The sequence below is a fragment of the Streptomyces sp. NPDC050564 genome (genome assembly GCF_044457265.1).
Taxonomy (GTDB): Bacteria; Actinomycetota; Actinomycetes; order Streptomycetales; family Streptomycetaceae; genus Streptomyces.
Genome location: NZ_JBITGS010000019.1, coordinates 176,066 through 196,445 on the forward strand (window position 1 = coordinate 176,066; position 20,380 = coordinate 196,445).

The following is a 20,380-nucleotide window of genomic DNA, read 5'->3' on the forward strand; positions in this document are numbered from 1 at the left end:
GTCACGCGGCACCCCCGTCGGAGAAGGAAGCGAAGGGCACACGCGACGCGTCGAAGCGGTCCCGTAGGAGATAGAGCAGCCCGGTGGCGAGCGCCGCGACCGCCCCGGCGACGCCTTGTCCGGCCGCCGTGAACGGAGCGAGCGTGCCGCCCGCCTCGGTGGTCGAGTGCGCCGCCACCAGCAGGCCGATCCACGCACCGCCGACCAGGGAGGGTGCGAGCACCGGGCCCAGCCGGGGGGTCAGCGCGAGCCCGGTGCCGGTGAGGGCGAGCGCGGGTAGCAGCCAGGCCAGTGCGCGCAGTCCGTACGACGGCAGCGCGAGGGTCGCCAGGCCGTTCAGGCCCAGGCCGACGGCCAGTACGGCGACCGTGCGGATCATCAGCAGCCGAAACCCGTGCATCGGTGACACGACGGCCATCTCGTACGTCGGGTCGAGCAGGGGCCCGTACGACAGCGCGACCCCGGCGAGCGGAAGCAGCGGCGCGAGGGCCAGGAACAGCGAGGGCGAGGCCGCGGACTGCACCGTGTTCGCCGCCACCACGGTCATGACCAGCACGGCGGCGACCGCGCCCAGCCAGGAGCGGCGCAGCACGGGCGTGGCCGCGAGCAGCCGCGCGATGTGATCGGCGACGCCGACCCGCACGAGCAGCGACTCGAACAGCCCCGGCCGCGGCGCGTCCAGCTCGGCGTCGAGCCGCTCCCACCCGGCGTCCAGCGCGACGCGATCGCTCACGGCGGCCAGCGCCTCCCGGCACCGTGCGCACGAGGCGAGGTGGGTGTCGGCGGACCAGAGCCGGGGAGGGAACAACTCGCCCTGTGCGTAGGCCCGGAGGTCGGCTTCGTCCACGTGCCACCGGCCGTCGGTCGGTGCGGTGCTTGCGCCCGCTCCTGCGTCGGGTGCGGGCGGACCAGCGGTTTTCGCCGCCTCCGCCCCTTCCCGTCCCGTCCCTGGGTGCTGCCGCCCCCCGTCCCCCGCGTCGGCCTGAACGGCCTCGTCCTCGAACGCCGGACGGGCTGCATACTCGTCGCCGCTCATGCCAACTCCTCCCGCAGCTGCTTGCGTGCACGCAGTGCCCGCGTCTTGACCGTGCCCGGCGGAATACCGAGCAGGACGGCCGCTTCCCGGGTGCTGAGCCCGTCGATCACCGTGGCCTGGAGGACCGCGCGCAGTTCGGGCGAGAGCCGGGTCAACGCGCCTGCCAGATCGCCGTGTTCGACCCCGGCCAGCACGCGCTCCTCGGCGGAGTCCTCGTCGCGGTGCCGAAGACGGGCGAGTGCCTGCCGGAGCCGGCCGCGCGCGCCGTCGCCGCGCAGGGCGTCGATCAGTCGTCGCGAGCCGATGCGCCACAGCCAGCCGGCCGCGTCACCCTCCTCGCGGTAGCGGGCGGTGCCGCGCCACACGGCGAGGAAGGTCTCCTGCACGACATCGTCGACGACTCCGGCGTCGGCGCACCGGCCGCGCAGCCGCGCGGTCAGCCACGGCGCGTAGCGCCGGTACAGCTCCTCGAAGGCGCGACGGTCCCCGTCCGCCGCGATGGCCCGCAGCAGCTCCCCGTCGCTTCTCGTTTCCCTCACAACCCCTCATCGGACGAGCCCCGCCGATCGGTTCACGCATCGGCCCACGAAATCTTGGACCCGCTCGGTCTTGACCGCGGCCACCCTCTTGCACCACCCTTTCACTACTCAATTAGTGAAAGGGTGGTTGTCCGAGTGGTCGAGTACCGCATCGACCGGCGCAGCGGCGTCGCCACCTACGTCCAGATCGTCCAGCAGACCAAGCAGGCCCTGCGCCTCGGCCTCCTTGAACCGGGCGACAAGCTCCCCACGGCCCGTGAGGTCGTGGAAGCCACCGCCATCAATCCGAACACCGTCCTGAAGGCCTACCGCGAGCTGGAGCGGGAGGGCTTGGTCGAGGCCAGACGCGGCCTCGGCACCTTCGTACGGAAGTCGCTGGGCACCGCCCCGGCCGACTCGCCCCTGCGTGCCGAACTGGACGCCTGGGCGAGCAGGGCCCGCGAGGCCGGGCTCCAGCGCGACGACGTGGCGGCGCTCTTCACCGCCGTACTCGATGAACAGTTCAGCAAGGGAGACCAGGAATGACCGAGACCGCCATAGCGGCGGCCGAGCTGGGCAAGCGGTTCGGGCGGCGCGGGGGCTGGGCCCTGCGCGAGTGCACCTTCCGGCTCCCGGTGGGGCGCGTCTGCGCCGTCGTCGGACCCAACGGCGCGGGCAAGTCGACCCTGCTGGCCCACGCGGCCGCGCTGCTCGCCCCCACCGAGGGCTCCCTGACCGTACTCGGCACGCACCCGGCCGCCGCCCGCGAGCGCATCGCGTACGTCGCGCAGGGCAAGCCGCTGTACCCGCAGCTCAGCGTCGCCGACACGCTGCTCCTGGGCCGGGAGCTCAACCCCGCGCGCTGGGACGCCTCCGTCGCCGAGCGGATCGTGGCGGCCGGCGACCTCGACCCGAAGGCCAGGGTCCGCTCCCTCTCCGGCGGCCAGCGCACCCGCGTCGCCCTCGCCCTGGCGCTCGGCAAGCGGCCCGAACTCCTGCTCCTGGACGAGCCGATGGCCGACCTCGACCCGCTCGCCCGCCACGAACTGATGGGCCTGCTGATGGCCGAGGCCGCGCAGTACGGCACCACGGTCGTGATGTCCTCGCACGTCGTCGCCGAACTGGAGGGCTCCTGCGACTACCTGCTGCTGATCGGCGGCGGCCGGGTGCGCCTGGCGGGCGCCCTGGACGACCTGCTGGCCGCGCACACGCTGACCACCGGTCCGGTCCGCGACCTGGACCCGCACACCGTCGTCGAATCCCGCACCACGGGGCGCCAGTTGACCGCGCTGATACGACCACGGGGACCGCTTCCCACCGACGGCGGCGCCACCGCGCCCTCGCTCGAGGAACTGCTCCTCGCGCACCTGCGCAACCCCGACGCCCCCGCGCTGGTCCTCGACCCCGCCCGCACCCCCTCCCAGGAGCCCGCCGCATGACCGCCGTCACCGTCGCCGGCACCCCGGCGGCGCCCACCCCTTTCACCACGGCGCGCGCGATGCTGCGGCTGCACCGCCCCGCACTGTTCCTCTGGACGGGCGTGGTCCTCGCCGCCCTGGCCTTGATGGTGTGGGGCTATGGATGGCTCGCGGAACCGGCGGCCGCCGCCTACCAGCGTCTCAAGGCGTGCGACTACGCCTGCTCCTACGACCAGGACGCGTACCTCATCTACAAGGACGTCCTGCGCTACGCCTCGTACGTCGTGACGTTCCTGCCCCTCCTGGTCGCCGCATGGGCCGGCGCCACGCTGACCAGTCGCGAGCTGGAGAGCGGCACGGCGCAGTTCGCCTGGACCCAGTCGGTCACGCCCGCCCGCTGGCTCGCCGCCAAGCTGCTCGCCCCGGCCGCTCTGCTCACGGCGGGCACCTCACTCCTGGTGCTGCTGCACCACCTGCTGTGGGCCGAGGGCCGCCGTGCCGACGTCCTCGGCTGGAACGACATCCTGGTCTTCCAGGCCAACGGCCCGACCACCGTCGCACTGACCCTGTTCGGGCTGGCCGCCGGCGCTCTCACCGGCCTGCTGCTGCGCCGCTCGCTGGCCGCCCTGGCCGTCACCGTCGCGGTCACGGCGGCCGTGGGCTTCGGCCTCAGCTGGTTCCGCGGGTACTTCTGGCCGACCGTCACGGTGACCACCCCGCTCAAGGACGGCCCCTGGTTCGGCGGCCCCGTGGTCTCCTACGGCGCGGTCACGTCCACCGGCGCCCAGGTACCCGTCCCGGACTGCGCCCAGTACTGGAGCGCCGCCAAGGACTGCCGCGCCCAGCTCGACAAGCAGCACATCGTGCGCTTCTACAGCGAGATGCACCCCTACTCCCACTACTGGCCCCTCCAGCTCACGGCGACCGCCCTCACCCTCGCCCTCACCGGCCTCGTGGTCCTTCTCGCCTTCCGTGTGCTCGCTCGCCACACCGGCACCGTCGCGAAGGGAACCGCCGTATGAGCGCCCTCACCGCCAGAGGTACGGTCGCCCGCGCGAACGACAGCGGCGCGTTCGGCGGCCTCCCCTGGACCGTCCTGCGCCTGCACCGCACGGCCCTGCTGCTCTGGGGTGCCCTCCTGCTCGCCGCCGTGGGGACCCTGATCTGGATGTACTCCATCGGTGCCGACGCCCGCGCGGGACTCAGCGCCTGCGCCACACCGGCCACCGACACCCTGCCGAGCTGCTCGGACGTCGAGGCGATCAACACCGACGAGACCTACGGAATCGGCATCGGCCTCGTCGACACCGCCCTGTCGTACCTGATGTTCCCGGTCGCCGCCTGGGCAGGCGCCGCGCTGATCGGGCGCGAACTGGAGAGCGGGACCGCGGAACTGGCCTGGACCCAGTCCGTCACCCCGGTGCGCTGGCTCACCGCCAAGCTCGCTGTCCCGGCGGCCCTGCTCGCCACCGGCACCACCCTGATCGTCCTCCTCAACGTCTGGGCCCGCCGGGACGACAACCCGAACCTCGTCGGCGACTGGTACAACCCCGACGTCTTCCTCTCCACGGGCCCGGCCGCCGTCGCCCACGTACTCGCCGGGCTCACCCTCGGCGCGCTCGCGGGCCTGGTCACCAGGAAGGCGCTGCCCGCGGCGGGCGTGGCCTTCGCGGCGACGCTGGTCCTGTACAACGTCGTCGACTGGTTCCGGACCAGCCTGTGGCCCGCCGACACGGTCACCGGACGGGCCGCGCTGCACCTCCCGCGCAGCTCCCAGGTGCTCGAACACGGCGCCGTCACCACGACCGGCGAGCACATCGGCAACAACCTGGCCTGTGTCGGCTACGACAGCGCCGCGGACATCAAGGACTGCATGGCCCGCTCCGGCCTGACCGACTTCTGGGCCACGCGCCACCCCGAGTCGCATTTCTGGCCCCTCCAGTTCATGGAGACCGGTGTGCTCCTCGCCGTCGCGGCCCTCGCCACCGCAGTGGCGTTCCGGCTGCTGCGCCGCCGTACCCCTTAGAGCGGCTGTACGGCCGAGAGACGTACGCACCTCACGGGGGTGGGCGCGTACGCGGCTCCCGGACATGTAGACGTCCGGGAGCCGCCCCCCGCTATCCCGCACGTCATGTCGCCGTAACCATCGATTCAGGTGACCTTGCGACGCTCAGTCAATGAAGCCCGCCGTGCCCGAGCCGTCGCCTCCACCCGAGAACGGGACCTCGCCGACGACGGGGGATGAGCCTACGCCGGTGATGCGATGGGGGTCCCCCCGCCCGAGCGAAGCCGAGGGTGGGGGAGGGAACATCCGCCTCGCTCCGCTGCCGCTCGCCCTCTCCGACGCGCCGGTCTCGCCCCTGGCGCGGAAGAATGGGTCCATGAACCAGCCCAGCGCCCAGGCACCGGTACAGCACCCCCAGCCGTCCGTCGGCTCCATAGCCGCTCACCGCCCGCACACCGTGTCGGCGGCGGTCTCCGATCTCGAGCCCGACATCGACGCCGACCTCGACGCGTACGAGGACACGGTGCAGGACGGCATCACGCTGCCGCAGGGCCGCTTCCTGGACCGCGAGCGCAGCTGGCTTGGGTTCAACGAGCGGGTTCTGGAGCTCGCGGAGGACCCGAACACGCCCCTCCTGGAGCGCGCCAACTTCCTGGCCATCTTCGCCAGCAACCTGGACGAGTTCTTCATGGTCCGGGTGGCGGGTCTGAAGCGCCGTATCGCGACCGGCGTCGCGACGAAGTCCGCCTCCGGCCTGCAGCCCCGCGAGGTCCTGGAGATGATCTGGGCCCGTTCGCGCGAGCTCATGGCCCGGCACGCGGCCTGCTACCAGGAGGACGTCGCCCCCGCGCTCGCGGAGGAGGGCATCCACCTGGTCCGCTGGAGCGAGCTGACCGAGAAGGAGCAGGCCCGCCTCTTCACGCTCTTCCGGCACCAGATCTTCCCGGTCCTGACCCCGCTGGCGGTCGACCCCGCGCACCCCTTCCCGTACATCTCCGGCCTGTCCCTGAACCTGGCCGTCGTCGTACGGAACCCGGTCAGCGGCCACCGCCACTTCGCGCGCGTCAAGGTCCCGCCGCTGCTCTCCCGCTTCCTGGAGGCCTCGCCGAACCGTTACGTCCCCATCGAGGACGTCATCGCGGCCCACCTGGAAGAGCTGTTCCCGGGCATGGAGGTCCTTGAGCACCACACCTTCCGCCTCACCCGCAACGAGGACCTGGAGGTCGAGGAGGACGACGCCGAGAACCTGCTCCAGGCTCTGGAGAAGGAGCTCATGCGGCGCCGCTTCGGTCCGCCGGTGCGCCTGGAGGTCGAGGAGTCCATCGACCGGTACGTCCTCGATCTGCTCGTACGGGAGCTGAAGATCTCCGAGGCCGAGGTGTACCCGCTGCCGGGTCCCCTGGACCTCACCGGCCTCTTCGGCATCGCCGCCCTCGACCGGCCCGAGCTGAAGTACCCGAAGTTCATCGCGGGCACCCACCGCGACCTCGCGGAGGTCGAGTCCGCGTCCGCGCCCGACATCTTCGCCGCCCTGCGCGAACGCGATGTCCTGCTGCACCACCCGTACGACTCCTTCTCCACCTCCGTGCAGGCCTTCCTGGAGCAGGCCGCGTCCGATCCGGACGTGCTCGCCATCAAGCAGACCCTGTACCGGACGTCCGGCGACTCGCCGATAGTCGACGCGCTCATCGACGCCGCCGAGTCCGGCAAGCAGGTCCTCGTCCTCGTCGAGATCAAGGCCCGCTTCGACGAGCAGGCCAACATCAAGTGGGCCCGCAAGCTGGAGGAGTCGGGCTGCCATGTCGTCTATGGCCTGGTCGGTCTGAAGACGCACTGCAAGCTGTCGCTCGTCGTACGGCAGGAGGGCGACACCCTGCGCCGCTACTCCCACGTCGGCACGGGCAACTACCACCCCAAGACCGCCCGGCTGTACGAGGACCTCGGACTGCTCACCGCCGACCCGCAGGTCGGCGCGGACCTCTCCGACCTGTTCAACCGGCTGTCGGGCTACTCGCGCCGCGAGACCTACCGCCGTCTGCTCGTCGCCCCCAAGTCCCTGCGCGACGGCCTGATCTCGCGGATCAACAAGGAAGTACAGCACCACCTCGCCGGCCGCCCCGCGTTCGTCCGCATCAAGGTCAACTCGATGGTGGACGAGGCGATCATCGACGCGCTGTACCGCGCGTCGCAGGCCGGAGTACCGGTCGACATTTGGGTGCGCGGCATCTGCGCGGTCCGGCCGGGCGTCACCGGCCTGTCCGAAAACATTCAGGTCCGCTCCATCCTCGGCCGCTTCCTCGAACACTCCCGGGTCTTCGGCTTCGGCAACGGCGGCGAGCCCGAGGTGTGGATCGGCAGCGCCGACATGATGCACCGCAACCTCGACCGGCGGATCGAGGCGCTGGTCCGAGTGACCGACCCGGCCCACCGGGCAGCCCTCAACCGGCTGTTGGAGACCGGCATGTCCGACACCACCTCCTCCTGGCACCTGGGCCCCGACGGCGAGTGGACGCGGCACGCGACCGACGCGGATGGCCAGCCCCTGCGGAACGTCCAGGAGATGCTCATAGACGCCCGGAGGCGCCGGCGTGGCACAGCAGCACCTTGATCCCCCCACCGATCCCACGGCCGGTCCCGTGTCCGGGGACGCCTTGGCGGGATATCTGCGGGCCCAGGCCACGGAGTTCCTCCGTTCGCTGCGCCAGCACCGGGAGACCGGCGGCGCAGCGAACGGCTCGGAGGAGTCCGTCGAAGCGGCGCGGGCACTGCGCCGCTCGGCGCGTCGCATCAGCGGCAGCCTCCACACCTTCCGGCCCCTGCTCGACCCGGACTGGTCGGAGGGCATGCGCCCCGAACTGGCCTGGCTGTCCGGCACATTGGCCCGCGAACACGCGTACGCGGCACGCCTGGAACGGCTGTTGGGCGCCCTGAACCGCCTGTCGGGTTCGTCGGCACTCCCGGCACAGTCGGGCGGCAAGGCTGTGGGCCAGCCGGCCGCCACCGCTTCCGCCCCCGGCCCACGCACCCAGCCCGCGGGCAACCTGACCGTCGGCGCCGCGAAAGCGGGCGCCCTCCTGGACCGCCAGCTCACCCTGGCCCGCACCAGGGCCCACTCGGCGGCCCTGCAGGCGCTGGGCTCGAGCCGCTTCCACGCGGTCGCCGACAGCGTGGCGGTCCTGGCCAGCGAGGTCCCGCTGACCCCCACGGCCACCTCCACCGACCTGCGCCCGCCGGCCGCTGCCGCGGAGGACCGGCTCACCGACGCGATCGCCGCGCTGCCCCTGGTCACCGCGGGCCACCCCTACAACGCGGAGGCCCTCGTCCACGGCCTCTCCGCCGACACCGCGCCCCAGCCGCAGGACGCCCCCTGGCACCAGGTCCGCCTGCTGCTGCGACTGCACCGCTACGCCCGCGAGGTCCTGTACGGCGAGGAGTGCCCCATCGACGTACGGCTCCTCGCGGCGGGCCAGGCACTCAACCGGCACCGGGACGCGGCGGAGGCGGCGTCCGCCGCGGCGTCGGCGGCCCGCACCCCGCGTATCGCCCCGGCAACCGCGTACGCGCTCGGCGTGCTCCACGCCGACCAACGGCACGAGGTGGAGGCGGCACGCTTCGCGTTCCAACAGGCATGGCAGAGGGAAGCCGTACGCACCCCTTGAGGGAGGCCCCATGGCGGACGACACCATCGACACCATCCAGGCGGCGGGCTGCGTCCTGTGGCGCCGCTCCCCGGTCGACGGCGAGCTGCAGATCTGTCTCGTCCACCGGCCGAAATACGACGACTGGTCGCACCCGAAGGGAAAGCTGAAACGGCGCGAGGACCCTCTCGCGGGCGCACTGCGCGAAGTCGAGGAGGAGACCGGCTACACCGCCGTGCTGGGCGCCCCCCTGCCGCTGCTCCGCTACCTCGTCGCCGGCCGCCCCAAGGAGGTCCGGTACTGGGCGGCCGAGGCGACGGACGGGCACTTCACCCCGAACCGCGAGGTGGACCGCGTCCTGTGGCTCTCCCCCGCCGAGGCCCGCGACCGGCTGACGATGCCCAGGGACCGCGACCTGGTCGGAGCCCTGCTCGCCGCGCTGCATCTGACGTAGTGACGCGATGTCACCGCCACACGAGTGCGGCCGAGGCCTCGGCCGCCCCTGTTGCGTCATACGGCGCCGGCGCACCGGCGTCGCAACCTGTGCGCTGACACCCGGTTACCTAGAGTTGTCGAAGGGACCCGAGTTGCCGGAAACCACCCTGTGTCCTCGACGTAAGCGTTCCGTGACCTCACCGCACCGACCGCAGGGGTTCACCCCCCGTTCACTTACGGCCATCGGCGCCTTCACCTGTTCTGCCTAATTTCGGCCTTACCCGGTGCGGACCGCTTCCTGGAAGCGGCCCCCGCATACACCGAACCTCGCACGCCGCCACCTCGACGGCGGCTCCTGGAAGGAACTCCCGAAAGTGAAGCTTCAGCGCAAGAACCGGCTTCGCGCCCTCTCGCTCGGTGCTGTCGCCGTCTCCGGCGCCCTGGCCCTCACGGCGTGCGGCTCGGACGACACCGGCAAGAGCAACGGTGGCGGCAGCTCGGCCACGGCCAGCAACAACAGTGCCATCAAGTGCGACGACGCCAAGGGTCAGCTGCAGGCCTCCGGCTCTTCCGCGCAGAAGAACGCGATCGACGCGTGGGTGGCGCAGTTCAAGGCCGCCTGCAGCAGCGTGCAGATCAACTACAACCCGACGGGTTCGGGCGCCGGTATCACCGCGTTCACCCAGGGCCAGACCGCGTTCGCCGGTTCGGACTCGCCGCTCAAGCCCGAAGAGGCCACGGCCGCCAAGAAGGCCTGCGGCGGCAACGCCGCCATCGACCTTCCGATGGTCGGCGGCCCGATCGCGATCGGCTACAACCTGGACGGCGTGGACAACCTCACGCTGGACGCCTCCACACTCGCCAAGATCTTCGACGGCAAGATCACGACGTGGAACGACAAGGCCATCGCGAAGCTGAACCCTGACGCGAAGCTTCCCAGCACCAAGATCCAGGCCTTCCACCGCTCGGACGAGTCCGGCACCACGGACAACTTCACCAAGTACCTGAAGGCCGTCGCCCCGTCCGACTGGAACTACTCGGGCGGCAAGGCGTGGCAGGCCAAGGGCGGCCAGTCCGCGCAGGGCTCCTCCGGCCTCGCCCAGCAGGTGAAGCAGGTCCCGGGCGCGATCTCGTACTTCGAGCTCTCCTACGCCGCTGACGGCATCAACACCGTCGACCTGAAGACGGGCGCCAAGGCCCCGGTCAAGGCCACCGTCGAGAACGCCACCAAGGCCATCGCCACCGCCAAGGTCGCCGGCACGGGCAATGACCTGGCGCTGTCCCTGAACTACAAGCCGACCGAGGAGGGCGCCTACCCGCTCACCCTGGTCACCTACGAGATCGTCTGCGAGAAGGGCAACAAGGCCGACACCCTGGCCGCCACCAAGTCCTTCCTCACCTACATCGCGAGCGAGGACGGTCAGAAGCTGCTGACCGACGCCAAGTACGCGCCGATCCCCGACGAGATCATCACCAAGGTTCGTTCCACCGTCTCGAGCCTGAGCTGACCTGAGTGTGTGGCCCGCCTCGCCGAGGCGGGCCACACCGTCCGGTGCACCGCCGCCTGGAGCCGCCACCTCTTACGGCTCCGCAGACCGGAGAATCCTGATGGACATATCAACACAGAACACTGAAGCGCCTCCCCCCACCCCACAGCCTTCCGCGGCCGCGCTGAAGCGCACGACCCGCGGCGCCACCCGCCCCGGAGACCGGATCTTCCTCGGTCTCTCGCGCGGGTCCGGCATTTTCCTCCTGGTGATCATGGCCGCCATCGCGGCCTTCCTCACCTACCGTGCCGCCATCGCGATCAGCAAGGACCACGGCAACTTCCTCACCACGTTCGAGTGGAACACCAGCCTCGAACCGGCGAGCTTCGGTATCGCGGTGCTGGCCTTCGGCACCGTGGTCTCCGCGCTCATCGCCATGATCCTCGCGGTCCCGGTCGCGGTCGGCATCGCCCTGTTCATCACGCACTACGCGCCGCGCAGGCTCGGCGGCACCATCGCGTACGTGATCGACCTGCTCGCGGCCGTCCCGTCCATCGTGTACGGCCTCTGGGGCGCCCTCGTCCTCGTACCGCACATGAGCGGCCTCTTCGGCTGGCTCGACCACTACTTCGGCTGGACCGGCATCTTCGAGTGGGAGGGCGGCGCGCCCCGCTCGATGCTCACCGTCGGCATCCTGCTCGCGATCATGATCCTGCCGATCATCACCAACGTGAGCCGTGAGGTCTTCCGCCAGGTCCCGCAGATGCACGAGGAGGCCGCGCTGGCCCTCGGCGCCACGCGTTGGGAGGTCATCCGCATGTCGGTGCTGCCCTTCGGCCGCTCCGGCGTGATCTCCGCCTCGATGCTCGGCCTCGGCCGCGCCCTCGGCGAGACGATGGCCGTCGCCACGATCCTCTCCCCGACCTTCGAGATCAACGCCAGCCTGCTCGACCCGGGCGGCGGCACGTTCGCCCAGAACATCGCGAGCAAGTTCAACGAGGCCACCCCGCTCGGCCAGGATGCGCTGATCGCCTCCGGTCTCGTCCTGTTCGTCATCACTCTGCTGGTCAACGGCGCGGCGCGCATGATCATCAACCGCCGCAAGGAGTACTCGGGGGCCAACGCATGAGCACCGCACCCGCCACCCACAAGCGCCCCAGCACGCTGCGCGGCGCCAGCCTCCCGAAATGGTCCTCGTGGGCCATCGCCGCGGGCGCCGTCCTCGTCGCCGTGGGCATCGGCCTGGCCGCGGGCCTCGACAGCAAGGTCCAGTGGGGCCTGATCGCCGCGATCCTCTTCGTCCTCGGTACGTACGCCATCGCCGCGTCCGTCGAGGGCCGCCGCCAGGCCAAGGACCGCGTCGCGACCAGCCTCGTCTGGGTCTGCTTCATCGTCGCCGTCGTCCCGCTGGCCTCCCTGATCTGGGAGACCGTCAAGCGCGGTGTGAAGGTCTTCGACGTCTTCTTCCTGACCCACTCCATGGGTGTGGTCGCCGACAACCAGCCCGGTGGCGGCATCTACCACGCGATCATCGGCACCCTTGAGCAGGTCGCCATCGCCACCCTGATCGCCGTCCCGATCGGTGTGCTCACCGCGATCTACCTCGTCGAGTACGGGCGCGGCAAGCTCGCCAAGGCCGTCACCTTCTTCGTCGACGTCATGACGGGTATCCCGTCGATCGTCGCCGGCCTCTTCATCCTCAGCTTCTGGATCCTCATCCTGGACATGGGTTACTCCGGCTTCGCCGGTTCGCTCGCCCTGTCGATCCTGATGATGCCCGTGGTGGTCCGCTCCACGGAGGAGATGCTCAAGCTCGTACCGAACGAGCTGCGCGAGGCCTCCCTCGCGCTGGGCATCCCGAAGTGGCGCACCATCCTCAAGGTGGTTCTGCCGACTTCCATCGGTGGTATCACCACGGGTGTGATGCTCGCTGTCGCGCGCATCACCGGTGAGACCGCTCCTGTGCTGCTGCTGGTGTGGGGCACCAGCGTCATCAACAACAACCCGTTCTCGGACCCGCAGGCCTCGCTGCCGCTGTACATCTACCAGCAGTACGCGAACGGTACGGACGCGGCCTACAACCGGGCATGGGCGGCGGCACTCGCACTCATCGCCTTCGTCATGATCCTCAACCTGGCAGCACGTGGCATCGCGCGCTGGAAGGCGCCCAAGACGGGCCGCTGACGCGGCCAATCAGCGACCCGAACCTTTGCGAAAGAAGCAGTGATTGAAATGGCCAAGCGAATCGACGTAAGCGGTCTCACCGCCTACTACGGCGCCCACAAGGCGATCGAGGACATCTCCATGACGGTCGAGCCCCGCTCGGTGACGGCCTTCATCGGCCCCTCCGGCTGTGGCAAGTCGACCTTCCTGCGCACCCTCAACCGCATGCACGAGGTCACCCCCGGCGGCCGCGTCGAGGGCAAGGTCCTCCTGGACGACGAGGACCTGTACGGCACGGGTGTCGACCCGGTCGCCGTGCGCCGCACGATCGGCATGGTCTTCCAGCGCCCCAACCCCTTCCCCACCATGTCGATCTTCGACAACGTGGCAGCGGGCCTGCGCCTGAACGGCTCCTACAAGAAGTCCGAGCTCAGCGACATCGTCGAGAAGTCCCTCAAGGGCGCGAACCTCTGGAACGAGGTCAAGGACCGCCTGAACAAGCCGGGTTCCGGCCTGTCCGGCGGCCAGCAGCAGCGTCTGTGCATCGCCCGCGCGATAGCGGTGGAGCCCCAGGTCCTCCTCATGGACGAGCCCTGCTCGGCCCTGGACCCCATCTCCACCCTCGCCATCGAGGACCTCATCGGTGAGCTCAAGGAGCGCTTCACGATCGTCATCGTGACGCACAACATGCAGCAGGCCGCCCGCGTCTCCGACCGCACCGCGTTCTTCAACCTGGCCGCGGTCGGCCAGCCCGGCCGTCTCATCGAGCTCGACGACACGGAGCGCATCTTCTCCAACCCGTCGGTCCAAGCCACGGAGGACTACATCTCCGGCCGCTTCGGCTGAGCCGACGCCACCCATACCCCTCGCGGTGCTGCATGGCGGTGCCACCGCGAGGACGAGAAGGGCCCGCCCCTGGCTCCCGGGGGCGGGCCCGCTCGTTTTCGCACCCGTGCGATGCGGTTGAGGGCAGGTTTCTCGCCCCCTCCGCCCCTACCCGTCCCGTACCTGGGGGCTGCGCTCCTGAACGGGGCGCGGGGAACTGCGCGACAAGCCCCCACCCACCCGCAGCCGAAAGGCCGGTACGGGAATGGGCAGGGGCGGAGGGGGCGAGAGGACCGCCCGCCTACAGAAACGCCAGGTTCACGACCCAGAAGCTGGCAGCGGCCACCAAACCGGCCGCCGGCATCGTGATGAACCACCCGAGGACGATGTTCTTGGCTACACCCCACCGCACCGCGTTCACACGCTTCGTCGCCCCGACGCCCATGATGGCGGAGGTGATGACATGCGTCGTGGAGATCGGCGCCTTGAAGAGGAACGCCGTGGCGAACATGATCGACGCCCCCGTCGTCTCCGCGGCGAATCCCTGAGGCGGATCAAGCTCGATGATCTTGCGCCCGAGCGTCCGCATGATGCGCCACCCACCCGCGTACGTCCCCAGCGACAGCATCACGGCACAGATGATCTTCACCCACACCGGAATCGGATCGTCCGCCCCCTGGACGCCGCCGATGACCAGCGCCATCACCACGACACCCATCGTCTTCTGGGCGTCCTGAAGACCGTGCCCGAGCGCCATCCCGGCCGCCGACACGGTCTGAGCGATGCGGAATCCCCGCTTGGCCTTGTGCGGATTGGCCCTGCGGAAGATCCACATGATGGCGCACATCACCAGATAGCCGGCGATCAGACCGACGACCGGCGACAGGAACATCGGAATGATGACCTTGTCCACGACACCGGACCAGAGAACGGTCGTACCGCCCGCGAGCGCCGCCCCCACCAGCCCGCCGAACAACGCGTGCGACGAGGACGACGGAAGCCCGAGGGACCAGGTGATGAGGTTCCAGACGATGGCGCCGACGAGTGCCGCGAAGAGGATTCCCATCCCCTTGCTGCCCTCGGGCGTCTCGATCAGTCCGCTGCTGACGGTGTGCGCGACACCGCTGCCGAGGAACGCACCGGCGAGGTTCATCACCGCGGCCATGGCGAGTGCCGCCCGCGGGGTCAGCGCCCGGGTGGACACCGACGTGGCGATGGCGTTCGCCGAGTCGTGGAAGCCGTTCGTATACGTGAATCCGAGCGCGACCCCAATGGTCACGATCAAAGCGAAGGTGTCCATGACCGGGTCAGGACTCCTTGACGGCGATGGTCTCCACCGTGTTCGCCACGTGCTCGAACGCGTCGGCCGCTTCCTCCAGCACATCCACGATCTGCTTGAGCTTCAGCACCTCGATGGCGTCGTACTTGCCGTTGAAGAGGTGGGCCAGCAGCTTGCGGTGTATCTGGTCGGCCTGGTTCTCGAGCCGGTTGACCTCGATCCAGTACTCGGTGAGGTTGTCCATGGTCCGCAGGTTCGGCATGGCCTCGGCGGTCAGCTCGGCCGCGCGGGCCAGCACCTCGATCTGCTGCTCGACGCCCTTGGGCAATTCCTCGACGTTGTAGAGGACGACCAGGTCGACGGCCTCCTCCATGAAGTCCATGATGTCGTCGAGGGACGAGGCCAGCTTGTAGATGTCCTCACGGTCGAACGGCGTGATGAACGAGGAGTTCAACTGGTGGAAGATCGCGTGTGTGGCGTCGTCACCGGCGTGTTCCGCTGCCCGCATACGCTCTGCGATCTCGGCCCGGGCGGAGGCGTCCGCCCCAAGCAGTTCCATCAGGAGTTTCGAGCCCGTGACGATGTTGTCCGCGGAGGCGGAAAACATGTCGTAGAAGCTCGTCTCCCTGGGGGTCAGACGAAAGCGCACGTGGGGTCCTCGGGGTGCTTCGGTTCGGTCAGGCTGATGCTAGGCGCATCATCCGGCCACGGCTAATGGGCCGTCCCCCAGTGTCGCCCATCGGGCACAGTGGTCAGCACGGGGTCCGGTCCCGGCATCGGGCAAGGGCTCCATACCCAGCAAAGTTCGATACCATATACCTACCAGGGGTATATGTAAGTGGCGTTTCAGACAGGTTCGCCCACCGCCCCGGACCAATGCAGCAGATTCAGCAGGAGGACGCGATGACGACCACCGAGGCCGGCGCGACGGCACCCTCCGGCGAGGTCGAAGAGGTCCAGGAGCCCCAGGAGATCGTGACGGACCACGACCGCGGGATCCACGGATACCACAAGCAGAAGGACGAGCACCTCAAGCGCCTGCGCCGCATCGAGGGCCAGATCCGCGGCCTGCAGCGGATGGTCGACGAGGACGTCTACTGCATCGACATACTCACCCAGGTCTCCGCCTCCACCAAGGGCCTGCAGTCCTTCGCCCTCCAGCTCCTGGAGGAGCACCTGCGCCACTGCGTCGCGGACGCGGCCCTCAAGGGCGGCGACGAGATCGACGCGAAGGTCGAAGAGGCGACGAAGGCGATCGGCCGACTGCTCCGTACCTGAGGTACGGCGTGACGCGCATCATGGTGCTCGAGGCACGGTGCTCGAGACGCCGTGGACGGCGGGGTATGACGTGGCGGGGACGGGGCCACGCCCGGGTACCGGAGTCAGGCCCGGGAGGCCTGCTCCTCAGCACCCCGCTCATGGACGTCGTGGGTACGCTCTTCAGCCACTTTCAGCACCTCGTCGATGCTCTCAAGACTGAGCCGGTCCTCATGGGCGGCCGAGGCCGCGATGATCAGGTCGCCGCACAGCTCGATCTCGGCGAGGGCCACGTGGTCCTGAACTGCCGTACCGCCGACCGGAGCCACGTGCATCACCTCTTCCTGCCGTCACCGACTTCCTAGAGTAGGGAGCGGCCTACACACCGCGCATGGCACGGAAGGGCCATTTCCGGCCCCTCCCGGGAAGCTACGGCTCCGCTCCCACGAAGCTACTGCTCCGCGATCTTCCCGGCGAAGATGTCCCCGTCTTCCGGCAGCCGTACGTCGGCGGGGACCCCGAAGTCGAACAGCAACGTCGTCGATGCGACCGCGACGGTGCCCTTCTGCTGCCCGTTGACGAAGCTGAAGCGATGGCGGACCTTGCGCAGCCGCCCCTGGTCGTCGAGGTAGGCGTCGAACGGCACCTCGGCGGTGGCGAACCCCTGCGCGGCCGCCTGCAGAGCCTTCCGCTGTCCCTTCGAGGCGCTCTTCGCCGCGATGTCCAGGTCGGCGGTCCCGCGATAGTGCCGGACCGGAGTCCCGGCCACCTCGGTCTTCCCCACATACGTCGCCGCCCGCGCCCCGCGCAGCAGTTCGGCCGCCGCGTACGGGTCGGTGGCGCCGCCCGTCACCAGGTTCCCGTCGGTGAGGCCGGCCGTGTCGACGCGGACCCACTTGTCGGCGGGCACGCCGGCGCCGCGGTTCTTCATGAACAGGGCTCCCGGGGCGAGGAGTTCGGTGATCGGCCGGTGCTCGTCGGTGCCGGCCGGGTCCTGCGGCAGCAGCACCTTGAGCTGCCCCATCTGATCCTTGAAGTCGTACACGCCCTCGCCCCGGATGGTGACCCGGGTCCCGCCGGTGGCCATCTCCATGGACGTACGGGCCTTCGCGCTGCCGGCGCGCTCCAGCGCGGCGGCGGCCCGGTGCAGCACCTCGACGGAGTCGACACCGGAGCGGGCGTCCTCGGCGGCGGCCCCGCCACCCGAGCATCCCGTGGCACACACCATCAACCCCGCCGCTGCGGCCGCGACAACCGCCCAGCCGGCCCGCCCTTCCTCCAGCGCCACCATCTCCTGCCGACCCCCAGCCGGTCCGTCCCGGGCCCTCCCTGTCGTTCCGGTTAACGACGAGTAGGGGCGCCCGTCACGCGGGCGGCGCTCCGTTCACTTGCCTTGGGTAACGTTGTCGGCGTGGCGCAGCAGGACGAGATCGACTCCTCCCCGGAACACCGCACAACGACGGTCGAACAGGGCCGCTTCTGCGTAGCCCGCTGCATCTGCGGCTGGAGGGGCCCGGCCCGCAGAGCCCGCAGTCTGGCCCGCGCGGACGCCCAAACCCACATCGGAAACCTGCTGACGTAGCCTTTCAGCCGCGAGCGGTCGTGCCGCCGGAGAGCTGCGCTGTAGCGATTCCGTGGCATTCACCCGTGGAACCCTGGGGCCCGGTGACCCGTCTCGTTCCACGGAACCCACGGGAGGCGCACATGCAACGGCGTACGTTCATCGGCGGAGCCACCGCCGCACTCGCGGCGGCGACGACGTCCGCATGCAACGGCAGCGACAGCGGCGGCCCGAAGGCCTCCGGTGCTTCGGAGACCACCGGCACCCCCATACGCACGGCCACCACCAGCACCCGCGCCGCCGCGAACTGGGCCGCCCTGTCCAGGGAGCTGGACGGCGCGCTGGTCCGTCCCGGAGACCACAGCTGGCCGGCCGCGCGCCAGCTCTACAACACGCGCTTCGACAACCTGAAGCCCGCCGCCGTCGCCTACGTCGCCCACGCGGACGACATCCGCACCACCATGGACTACGCCCGCGCCCACGGCATCAAGGTGTCGATCCGCAACGGTGGCCACTCGTACGCCGGTTGGTCCTCCGGCAACGGCCGCCTGGTCCTCGACGTCTCCAAGCTGAACAAGATCCGGGCGTCCGCGAACGAGGCGGTCGTCGGAGCGGGATCGAAACTGATCGACGTCTACCGCGCCCTCGCCGCGAAGGGCGTGACCATACCCGCCGGTTCCTGCCCGACCGTCGGCGTCTCCGGACTGACGCTCGGAGGCGGCCACGGGGTCGTGTCACGGGCGTACGGGCTGACCTGCGACAGCCTCACCCAGGCGACGCTGATCACCGCCGACGGCAAGCAGCTCGTCGCGAACGCCGGCGAGAACAAGGACCTCTTCTGGGCCCTGCGCGGCGCCGGCAACGGCAACTTCGGCGTCGTCACCGAGCTGCGCTTCAGGACCCACCCCGCCCCGCAGGGCGTCTCGGCGTACATGACATGGCCCTGGGCCAAGGCCGCCGCCGTGGTGAAGGCCTGGCAGGAGTGGGGCCCGAACCAGCCGGACGAGATCTGGTCCTCGTGCCATCTCGCGAACGCGGCCGGAGGCACGCCCACCGTTTCCATCGCGGCCTTCTCCCTCGGCACGTACGGCGAACTCCAGAACGCCGTGGACCGCCTGGCCGACAAGATCGGCTCCCCCGCGCGCAGCGTCTCCCTCAAGAAGCGCTCGTACGAGGACTCGATGGAGGTGTACGCGGGCTGCTCCTCCTTCTCGGCCGACGCCCAGTGCCACCTCCCGGGATCGACGCCGGGCCGCAGCCCCCAGGGCGCCCTCGGCCGCGAGACCTACGCGGCCCGCTCGGACTTCTTCGACCGCTCGATCTCGACCGCCGGCGTCCAGACGCTCCTCAACCAGATCTCGTCGGTCCGAGGCGGCGCGGGCAGCATCGCCCTGACGGCACTGGGCGGCGCGGTCAACCGTGTCTCGCCCACCGCGACGGCCTTCGTCCACCGCCGCTCGCGCATGCTCGCCCAGTACATCGCCTCCTGGCAGGCGGGCACCTCCGGCACCACCGCCCAGTCCTGGCTGACCACCGCGCACAACGCCATGTCCCGGTACGCCTCGGGCGCCGCCTACCAGAACTACACGGACTCCACGCTCACGGACTGGCGCAAGGCGTACTACGGCGACGCGGCCACCCGCCTCACGACCCTCAAGAGGCAGTACGACCCGAACCGCTTCTTCACATTCCCGCAGGCGCTGTAAGGGGGGCCGGGGGCTGATTTCAGCCCGTCCGGCGTTTGAGGAGGAGGCCGTTCAGGCCGAAGCGGGGGTCTGGGGGCGGCAGCCCCCAGGTACGGGACGGGTAGGGGCGGAGGGGGCGAAAACCCCCAAGGCCGGCCGACTACGCGGCGAGGTCCCGCTCCTCGGGCAGCTCCGCAGGAGCCCCCGGAATCAGCGCCTCCTGCCCCGCGGGGGCCACCCCCCGCGCCCGGATCAGCCACCCGGCCCGCGGGGACCGCTCCACGGCCTTCATGACGGGTGTGAGCAACGCCATCGCAAGCGGCGACAGCAGCAGAGCGACCGCCGTGCCGAGCGCGAACCCGCCGACGACGTCCGTCGGGTAGTGCACGCCCATGTACACCCGGCAGAAGCCTTCGAGCAGCGCGAGCCCGATCCCCGCCAGCCCGAACTTCCGGTTCGCCACGAACAGCCCGACCCCCATCGCCATGGTGAGCGTCGCGTGATCGCTGACGAAGGAGAAGTCGGTCTTGCCGGAAACCAGGACGTCCAGCCCCTGGTGGTCGACGAAGGGGCGGGGTCTCTCCACGAAGCCCCGTATCGGCACGTTCACCAGCAGCGCGATGCCGGCGGCCAGCGGCGCCCACACCAAGGCGGCCACGGACGACGCGGCATCGCCACCACCACGCCGCCGCACGGTCCACCAGCACCACAGCACCAGCAGGACCATGGCGAGCAGCAGCCCGTACTCGCCCACGAACTCCATGCCCCGGTCGAACCAGTGCGGCGCATCCTTGGCCAGGCCATTGATGTCGTAGAGCAGCTCGACGTCGGGGTTCGAACCGGATTCGGCGAGTCCAGCCATGGTGCTGCGGCCCCTTCGTCGTCTTTCCCGCGCGCGCACCCTTTCGTGCGCGGCTCGATCCACCCCCGTGGTCGTAGAACCGCTAGAACCGCGTCATAGATCAGCGCTACGTCAAAAGGAACGCACAGTCCCCAGTCATACGTTCCACCCTCCACCGAATGATCACGCAGACGTTATCGAAGAGAGACACATCTCCGCAGCTCAGGGGGTG

The 20,380-nt window shown here is 70.0% G+C and carries 21 protein-coding genes; 14 read left to right on the forward strand and 7 right to left on the reverse strand.

Going from position 1 to position 20,380, the window contains the following annotated elements; translation table 11 throughout:
* Position 1: 1 nt before the first annotated feature.
* Complete coding sequence (locus ACIBK0_RS29005; protein ID WP_399086220.1) at positions 2–1,036, reverse strand: zf-HC2 domain-containing protein; 1,035 nt, start codon at positions 1,034–1,036, stop codon at positions 2–4.
* Entirely contained in the window at positions 1,033–1,575 is a 543-nt protein-coding gene (locus tag ACIBK0_RS29010) for an RNA polymerase sigma factor (protein WP_189186057.1), read from the reverse strand. The genes ACIBK0_RS29005 and ACIBK0_RS29010 overlap by 4 nt, the downstream gene beginning before the upstream one ends.
* A gap of 135 nt (positions 1,576–1,710) precedes the next feature.
* Here ACIBK0_RS29010 and ACIBK0_RS29015 point away from each other — a divergent pair, with 135 nt between their 5' ends.
* From ACIBK0_RS29015 to pstB, 11 genes are all read left to right on the forward strand, one after another.
* Entirely contained in the window at positions 1,711–2,100 is a 390-nt protein-coding gene (locus ACIBK0_RS29015) for a GntR family transcriptional regulator (RefSeq protein WP_399086348.1), read from the forward strand.
* Positions 2,097–2,993, forward strand: a complete 897-nt coding sequence (locus ACIBK0_RS29020; protein WP_399086224.1) for an ABC transporter ATP-binding protein — start codon at positions 2,097–2,099, stop codon at positions 2,991–2,993. The genes ACIBK0_RS29015 and ACIBK0_RS29020 overlap by 4 nt, the downstream gene beginning before the upstream one ends.
* Positions 2,990–3,994, forward strand: a complete 1,005-nt coding sequence (locus tag ACIBK0_RS29025) for an ABC transporter permease (RefSeq protein ID WP_399086227.1) — start codon at positions 2,990–2,992, stop codon at positions 3,992–3,994. The genes ACIBK0_RS29020 and ACIBK0_RS29025 overlap by 4 nt, the downstream gene beginning before the upstream one ends.
* The gene (locus tag ACIBK0_RS29030) at positions 3,991–4,998 is read left to right on the forward strand and encodes a hypothetical protein (protein ID WP_399086230.1); all 1,008 of its coding nucleotides are present in this window, start codon (positions 3,991–3,993) and stop codon (positions 4,996–4,998) included. Before ACIBK0_RS29025 ends, ACIBK0_RS29030 begins: the two co-directional genes overlap by 4 nt.
* 355 nt (positions 4,999–5,353) lie before the next feature.
* The gene (locus ACIBK0_RS29035) at positions 5,354–7,585 is read left to right on the forward strand and encodes an RNA degradosome polyphosphate kinase (RefSeq protein ID WP_399086233.1); all 2,232 of its coding nucleotides are present in this window, start codon (positions 5,354–5,356) and stop codon (positions 7,583–7,585) included.
* Complete coding sequence (locus ACIBK0_RS29040; protein ID WP_399086236.1) at positions 7,566–8,636, forward strand: CHAD domain-containing protein; 1,071 nt, start codon at positions 7,566–7,568, stop codon at positions 8,634–8,636. The genes ACIBK0_RS29035 and ACIBK0_RS29040 overlap by 20 nt, the downstream gene beginning before the upstream one ends.
* Positions 8,637–8,646: 10 nt before the next feature.
* The gene (locus ACIBK0_RS29045) at positions 8,647–9,069 is read left to right on the forward strand and encodes an NUDIX hydrolase (protein WP_399086239.1); all 423 of its coding nucleotides are present in this window, start codon (positions 8,647–8,649) and stop codon (positions 9,067–9,069) included.
* 355 nt (positions 9,070–9,424) lie between these two features.
* Positions 9,425–10,558 (forward strand): phosphate ABC transporter substrate-binding protein PstS, encoded by a 1,134-nt coding sequence (gene pstS, locus ACIBK0_RS29050; protein WP_399086242.1) that lies wholly within the window; start codon positions 9,425–9,427, stop codon positions 10,556–10,558.
* 100 nt (positions 10,559–10,658) lie between these two features.
* On the forward strand, positions 10,659–11,666 hold the full coding sequence (gene pstC, locus ACIBK0_RS29055) for a phosphate ABC transporter permease subunit PstC (protein ID WP_399086245.1): 1,008 nt from the start codon (positions 10,659–10,661) through the stop codon (positions 11,664–11,666).
* On the forward strand, positions 11,663–12,721 hold the full coding sequence (pstA, locus tag ACIBK0_RS29060; protein WP_399086248.1) for a phosphate ABC transporter permease PstA: 1,059 nt from the start codon (positions 11,663–11,665) through the stop codon (positions 12,719–12,721). Before pstC ends, pstA begins: the two co-directional genes overlap by 4 nt.
* 48 nt (positions 12,722–12,769) lie before the next feature.
* Positions 12,770–13,546: a phosphate ABC transporter ATP-binding protein PstB gene (gene pstB / locus ACIBK0_RS29065; protein ID WP_399086251.1), complete on the forward strand. Its 777-nt coding sequence runs from the start codon at positions 12,770–12,772 to the stop codon at positions 13,544–13,546.
* 280 nt (positions 13,547–13,826) lie between these two features.
* Here pstB and ACIBK0_RS29070 read toward each other — a convergent pair whose 3' ends face one another.
* Positions 13,827–14,825 (reverse strand): anion permease, encoded by a 999-nt coding sequence (locus tag ACIBK0_RS29070; RefSeq protein ID WP_399086254.1) that lies wholly within the window; start codon positions 14,823–14,825, stop codon positions 13,827–13,829.
* A 7-nt stretch (positions 14,826–14,832) separates the two neighbouring features.
* Positions 14,833–15,453, reverse strand: coding sequence for a DUF47 domain-containing protein (locus tag ACIBK0_RS29075; RefSeq protein WP_399086257.1), 621 nt, complete (start codon positions 15,451–15,453; stop codon positions 14,833–14,835).
* A gap of 254 nt (positions 15,454–15,707) precedes the next feature.
* Here ACIBK0_RS29075 and ACIBK0_RS29080 point away from each other — a divergent pair, with 254 nt between their 5' ends.
* The gene (locus tag ACIBK0_RS29080) at positions 15,708–16,082 is read left to right on the forward strand and encodes a metal-sensitive transcriptional regulator (protein WP_399086260.1); all 375 of its coding nucleotides are present in this window, start codon (positions 15,708–15,710) and stop codon (positions 16,080–16,082) included.
* A 104-nt stretch (positions 16,083–16,186) separates the two neighbouring features.
* On the opposite strand, the gene ACIBK0_RS29085 is transcribed toward ACIBK0_RS29080, so the two are convergent.
* Complete coding sequence (locus ACIBK0_RS29085) at positions 16,187–16,396, reverse strand: hypothetical protein (RefSeq protein WP_399086263.1); 210 nt, start codon at positions 16,394–16,396, stop codon at positions 16,187–16,189.
* A 116-nt stretch (positions 16,397–16,512) separates the two neighbouring features.
* Entirely contained in the window at positions 16,513–17,352 is an 840-nt protein-coding gene (locus ACIBK0_RS29090) for a hypothetical protein (RefSeq protein ID WP_399086266.1), read from the reverse strand.
* 120 nt (positions 17,353–17,472) lie between these two features.
* Between ACIBK0_RS29090 and ACIBK0_RS29095 the strand changes: the two genes are divergently transcribed.
* Both ACIBK0_RS29095 and ACIBK0_RS29100 read left to right on the forward strand, forming a co-directional pair.
* A complete protein-coding gene (locus ACIBK0_RS29095) occupies positions 17,473–17,643 on the forward strand; it encodes a hypothetical protein (RefSeq protein WP_399086269.1) in 171 nt (56 codons plus the stop codon).
* Positions 17,644–17,765: 122 nt separating this feature from the next.
* The gene (locus ACIBK0_RS29100; protein ID WP_399086272.1) at positions 17,766–19,328 is read left to right on the forward strand and encodes an FAD-binding oxidoreductase; all 1,563 of its coding nucleotides are present in this window, start codon (positions 17,766–17,768) and stop codon (positions 19,326–19,328) included.
* A 139-nt stretch (positions 19,329–19,467) separates the two neighbouring features.
* Here ACIBK0_RS29100 and ACIBK0_RS29105 read toward each other — a convergent pair whose 3' ends face one another.
* Positions 19,468–20,169, reverse strand: coding sequence for a phosphatase PAP2 family protein (locus tag ACIBK0_RS29105; protein WP_399086275.1), 702 nt, complete (start codon positions 20,167–20,169; stop codon positions 19,468–19,470).
* Positions 20,170–20,380: the final 211 nt, after the last annotated feature.